Annotated in this window: 6 protein-coding genes and 1 pseudogene; 4 read left to right on the top strand and 3 right to left on the bottom strand. The window is 40.3% G+C overall.

All coding sequences use genetic code 11. From position 1 onward, the window contains the following. Window positions 1–32: 32 nt before the first annotated feature. From yidD to A5294_RS02240, 3 genes and pseudogenes are all read left to right on the top strand, one after another. A pseudogene (gene yidD / locus A5294_RS02250) lies at window positions 33–251 on the top strand (membrane protein insertion efficiency factor YidD); the annotation flags it as partial. Then, window positions 251–1,264: a membrane protein insertase YidC gene (gene yidC / locus A5294_RS02245; RefSeq protein ID WP_004106059.1), complete on the top strand. Its 1,014-nt coding sequence runs from the start codon at window positions 251–253 to the stop codon at window positions 1,262–1,264. The pseudogene yidD and the gene yidC, both read left to right, overlap by 1 nt. A gap of 136 nt (window positions 1,265–1,400) precedes the next feature. After that, the gene (locus tag A5294_RS02240; RefSeq protein ID WP_064340340.1) at window positions 1,401–1,955 is read left to right on the top strand and encodes a R3H domain-containing nucleic acid-binding protein; all 555 of its coding nucleotides are present in this window, start codon (window positions 1,401–1,403) and stop codon (window positions 1,953–1,955) included. Window positions 1,956–1,963: 8 nt separating this feature from the next. Here the strand turns inward: A5294_RS02240 and efp are convergent, their stop codons facing one another. Both efp and A5294_RS02230 read right to left on the bottom strand, forming a co-directional pair. Continuing rightward, a complete protein-coding gene (gene efp / locus A5294_RS02235; RefSeq protein ID WP_064340339.1) occupies window positions 1,964–2,527 on the bottom strand; it encodes an elongation factor P in 564 nt (187 codons plus the stop codon). Between the two features lie 92 nt (window positions 2,528–2,619). Further along, window positions 2,620–3,816, bottom strand: a complete 1,197-nt coding sequence (locus A5294_RS02230; RefSeq protein ID WP_004106400.1) for a zinc-ribbon domain-containing protein — start codon at window positions 3,814–3,816, stop codon at window positions 2,620–2,622. Window positions 3,817–3,933: 117 nt separating this feature from the next. Here A5294_RS02230 and A5294_RS02225 point away from each other — a divergent pair, with 117 nt between their 5' ends. After that, window positions 3,934–4,323, top strand: coding sequence for a YccF domain-containing protein (locus A5294_RS02225; RefSeq protein ID WP_004106402.1), 390 nt, complete (start codon window positions 3,934–3,936; stop codon window positions 4,321–4,323). Here the strand turns inward: A5294_RS02225 and pyrE are convergent. Continuing rightward, window positions 4,299–4,991 (bottom strand): orotate phosphoribosyltransferase, encoded by a 693-nt coding sequence (pyrE, locus tag A5294_RS02220; RefSeq protein WP_064340338.1) that lies wholly within the window; start codon window positions 4,989–4,991, stop codon window positions 4,299–4,301. The two genes, A5294_RS02225 and pyrE, sit on opposite strands and share 25 nt — an antisense overlap. Between the last annotated feature and the right edge of the window lie 34 nt (window positions 4,992–5,025).

Genomic DNA, 5,025 nt, shown 5'->3' with positions numbered 1-5,025 from the left:
CGTGGGCTCGGAGATGTGTATAAGAGACAGATCCTACGTGTTCGCGTTATGCTATTGAAGCAATTGCTAGATATGGCACGTTCAGAGGTGGTATTCTTGCATTATTACGCCTTCTACGCTGTAGACCTTGGACAAGCTGCAGTATTGATGATGTGCCACGCAAATATTCAATTTTTTACAGATGTGCTTGGTCTAAGGCACATGAAGAGCCACGGCTAACTCCCTTGGCTGAAGAAGACAAGGAAAACTAATGTTTAATCAAGATAACTTCATACTTGATAATGGATTCTTGGGATGGTTTTATAAAATCTTGACGCCAGTTGAGTGGCTTATGACTCAAATTATGTCATTATTCCACAAGTTATTAACTCTTCTTGGAATGAATGAAATTGGCTTTTCATGGGTTTTTTCCATCGTATTCTTGGTATTAGTTGTGCATGCGTGCATTTTCCCTGCATTTATTAAAAGCATTAAAGGCATGCGCAAAATGCAAGCTATTGCGCCTAAGGTTAAGAAAATACAGCAGAAATATAAAGGTAAAAATGACCCTGCAAGTAAAGAAGCTATGCAGCGTGAAATGATGAAGCTTTATCAAGATAACAAAGCTAATCCTGCTGGTTCGTGCTTGCCTATGATGATTCAGGGTCCTGCATTTATGAGTATTTGGTATACGCTTTCCGTTATTCCTTTTATTGCTCGTGGTAAGCATGCAGCTCTTGGTGCCTTTGATATTGCAACAGCACAGCAATTCGTTAAAACTCGCGTATTTGGGGTTGGTGTTGCAGATACTTTTATGACAACTGCTGGCGCAGGTAAAATTGTTATAGTTATATTTGTTGTACTTATGTGTGCTGCAATGTGGTACATGCAATTCAATAATATTCGTAAGAATCTTCCGCCTGAGTCTAAGCAGGGTAGCCAATATACTGTACAAAAGCTCATGATGTGGGGATTCCCGTTGATTTACGTTTTCTCTGCGTTTGCTATGCCGTTTGCAATGTTGGTTTACTGGTTAGTAAACAATGTTATAAATATGCTGCGTTCAATTTGGCAGGTTTATGCATTCCCAACTCCTGGATCTCCTGCAGCTGAAGAAAAAGAAAAGCGTGATTATCAAAAAGAAACTGCTCGGCGCGAGCGCGAAGGTTTGCCTTCTATTGAAGAAGAGAATCTTCAAAAAGCTCGTGAAGAAGCTGAGCGTAGAGAGATTGAGGGATTCCAACGCAAGCAGCCGCAACGTAAGCGTAAGGTGGCAAAGCGCTAATATTTAGATACATTTTGCGGATATATAAAGTCATTTTTATGACTTTAAAATAAGTTAGTAACTTGGCTTTATTATCCGCTAAACTAGACTTCAGAAATTTTTAAAACGTGAATTTTCTCACGATAAGGAGTAATTAATGGTACAAGATGAGAAGAGGACGGTTGATCAACTCAATGAAGAAGCTGATATTGCCGCAGATTATTTAGAAGGCTTACTCGATATTGCTGATTATGAGGGTGATATTGAGATGGGTGTGCGCAATAATCGCCCAATGATTCAGATTGTTGCAGATGATGACACTGATATTAAGAATTTAATTGGTCGCAATGGTGAGGTTGTCGATGCCTTGCAGCAATTGAGCCGTCTTGCTGTTCAGCAAAAAACCGGTGATCGTTCGCATCTTATAGTTGATGTAGATGGATTCTTAAAGCGTAAGCGCCAGCATTTGCGCGATATTGCGTTAGATGCTGTTGATGAGGTGCGTGAAACTGGTGAACCTGTGAATTTGAAGCCAATGAATTCTTTTGAACGCAAAGTTGTTCATGATACTGTACGTGACGAAGGTTTGCGTTCCCGTTCACATGGTGAAGAACCACACCGCTATGTAACTGTTTACATGCCTTCAGTTGCTTCTGAAGATGAAAATATTGACGAAATTGACGATGTAGACGGCGAATATTCTGAAGRATAATTAATTYTTTAGTTTTCACGACCAAGGTAAGAGCCGTCACGAGTGTCGACCTTCACCTTTTCGCCTTCACCCACGAAGAGTGGAACCTGGATTTCAGCACCGGTTTCCACAGTTGCAGGCTTAGTACCAGCGTTAGAACGATTGCCTTRCARGCCTGGCTCAGTGTGAGTAATAGTCAAAATCACGGAAGCTGGAAGCTCAACGCTCAAAGGAGTGCCATCATGGAAGCTTACGATGCAGTCGGTGCCTTCAAGCAAATACTTGCTCTGCTCGCCAACCAAAACCTTAGGAATATAAACCTGGTCGTAAGTGGTCATATCCATAAAGACGAAGTTGTCGCCATCTTCGTATGAATATTGCAACGTGCGGTTATCAACGGTCTCGAACTCCATCTTCATGCCGGCATTAAAAGTCTTGTCGACAATCTTGCCCGAGAGCACGTTCTTAATGGTGGTACGCACAAAAGCAGGACCCTTGCCTGGCTTCACGTGCTGGAACTTAACGACGGTCCAAAGCTGACCATCAAGGTTCAAAACCGATCCATTCTTAATATCATTGGTAGTCTGTGCCACGAGTTACCCGTTTCTTTCGCTAATAGGCTGCAAATTAAGCAGCTAAGAAATAAACCTTGCTTATTATGCCACAAAGCGTCAACTTAATATATTTAGAGATTATTTTTCAACAAATTCAACAGTTTTGAAACAAATTCAGCAACGTCATCTTTATCTGCACTTTTTGTTAAAACAGACACTCCGATCCTATTCTTGCCCTTCTTAAGAATCAAGAAATAGTTATAAACATTCTTAATTCCTTGACCACGATGAGCCATAACCTCTATGCCGTCTGGAACGTTCACGCCATCAGCAGAAATATCGTAACCCGTCGCATTGGCAATAGTCGAATTTTGCATAGCTTTTGAAAGCATCATCGCAGCATCATGAGAAGAAGTAAGATTTTCGTGACCATCGTTCGATGCATCAACATCACCATATTTGCGAGTAAAAGATGTATTTGCATAGCCATTATCTGACAGCCATTGATCTAATCCGTCTATGCCACCTTGATCATCTAAAAGCTCATTAGCGGAGTCATTACTCATTGCCTTAATAACATCTTCACACTTATCTTCATAATCATGCTGTGGATTATCCTTAGTATAAAGAACAACAGGGAAATAAAAACCTACAGCAGGGAATGTTTTACGAGAATTAGAAGACTCATACAATATGCCCTTCTTGCCAGAAATCGCTACAGATACGCTATTATTTGAAGCAAAATTGCTTACTAATTTATTGATTTTTTTGGTATTGAGCTTTTCACTCGCACCAATAGCGTTATCCTTATCGCTGCTAGTATCACTATCTTCATCGTCTGAATCTAAATCATCATTAGTTAGAACATGCTGCTTAGATTTATTATTCTTTGATTTTGATGATTGTAATTCAGTTTTATTATTTGATTGAGCTGTTCGCGCACTATTTACATACCACCATGCACCAGCACCTATAACCAAAACACAAGCAATAATAGCGGTTATTAAAGTAATAATTACTTTCTTCTTGCGCTTATCATCCTCTGAATGAGAATAATTAGCCGGAGCTTCGCCTTGTACGTAAGGTGAATTATTCATAGAAGGCTGTTCACTCGAAGAACCCATAATAGGAGAACCTAAAACGTTTAGATTATCCGATAAAGCTTCCTGCGCAGGAAATACAGTAGTAGGCGCTTCGTTAGTAGGCAATTCGTATTGTTGACTTTGGATTGACGGCTCGACTGTTGACGTAACTTCTAAAAGCGCTCCGCAAGTATTGCAAAACTTGCTATTATCATCATTTTTATTACCACATTGCGTGCAGAACATATTCTTCCTTTAAACAAATGCATCTATTGCAACGCATTATTTTACAACCCGCTTACAATAAATCACTTATCAAAAATCATACTTCATTAAAACTTAAAAAACTTATATACTACTTTTATGAAACTYCTTGGCAATATTGTGTGGCTGATATTCGGCGGTCTTTTCATTGCTGCAAGCTGGTTATTTATAAGTTTCCTCCTTTGCATAACCGTTATTGGCATACCATTCGGTATTCAAGCATTCAAAATGGCAAAGCTCACGCTCACGCCATTTGGAAAACACGTTATTTACCAAGGCGGCACTAGCACAATTTGGAACATACTATGGATTGTATTTTTCATTGGACCAATGCTTGCATTAGGCTATATCGTTTCAGGATTCATTTGCTGCTGCACAATTGTTGGCATTCCATTTGGCATACAATCTTTCAAAATGGCAAAACTTGCGTTGTGGCCGTTTGGTTCCGAAATTGTAGAGGATAATTACGCACCATACGTACGCAAGTAATCTGCAGCGCGCGAAGCTAATTCCTCATCCATAACTGGCTTACCGTCAGCATTAACTAAACGCTTTGCTGCAGCGAAAATTTCGCGCACATTTGCAATTGGCAAAACTGGGAATCCAAACTCCTGCTCTACTGCTTTTACTGCAGAAAGCTTACTGTCTTTCGTGCGTTCCATTCTGTCTACTGCCAAAATCAAGCCAACAACTTGCACATTTGCTTCCGCTTTAAGCTTTGGCAAAGTTTCGCGAACTGCAGTTCCAGCAGTCATCACGTCGTCAACTAACAGAACTTTCATGCCGTCTTTTAACGGTTTTCCAACCATAATTCCGCCGTCGCCATGATCCTTTCGCTCTTTGCGATCGAAAGTAAAACCAACAGGCATATTATGATTATTCGTCAAAGCCATTGCCGTAGAAACTGCCAGCGGAATACCCTTATAAGCAGGGCCGAAAACAGTGTCGATATCTTGCGGAAGTTTGCCATCTTCGATTGCTGCAACAACGCGCTCAGCGTAGTATGCGCCTAGATTTGCGATTTTCATGCCGTCGTCAAAAGCACCAGCGTTAATAAAATAAGGTGATTGACGACCAGATTTCAGCGTAAAGTCACCAAATTTAAGCGCACCTGAATCAAGCAAAAACTTTGTAAAACGTTCGTCTAATTCTGCCATAATTAGCTCTCTTTCTTAAAATAATTTTAAATAC

The sequence above is a fragment of the Gardnerella sp. 30-4 genome, from assembly GCF_001641215.1.
Lineage (GTDB): Bacteria > Actinomycetota > Actinomycetes > Actinomycetales > Bifidobacteriaceae > Bifidobacterium > Bifidobacterium leopoldii.
Note: the sequence above shows the minus strand (reverse complement) of the source record. Positions and strands in the feature narration are given on the sequence as shown.

Coding starts and splice junctions, on each gene's coding strand:
- yidC (WP_004106059.1), top strand. CDS start 251: ATGTTTAATCAAGATAACTTCATACTTGATAATGGATTCTTGGGATGG.
- A5294_RS02230 (WP_004106400.1), bottom strand. CDS start 3,816: ATGTTCTGCACGCAATGTGGTAATAAAAATGATGATAATAGCAAGTTT.
- pyrE (WP_064340338.1), bottom strand. CDS start 4,991: ATGGCAGAATTAGACGAACGTTTTACAAAGTTTTTGCTTGATTCAGGT.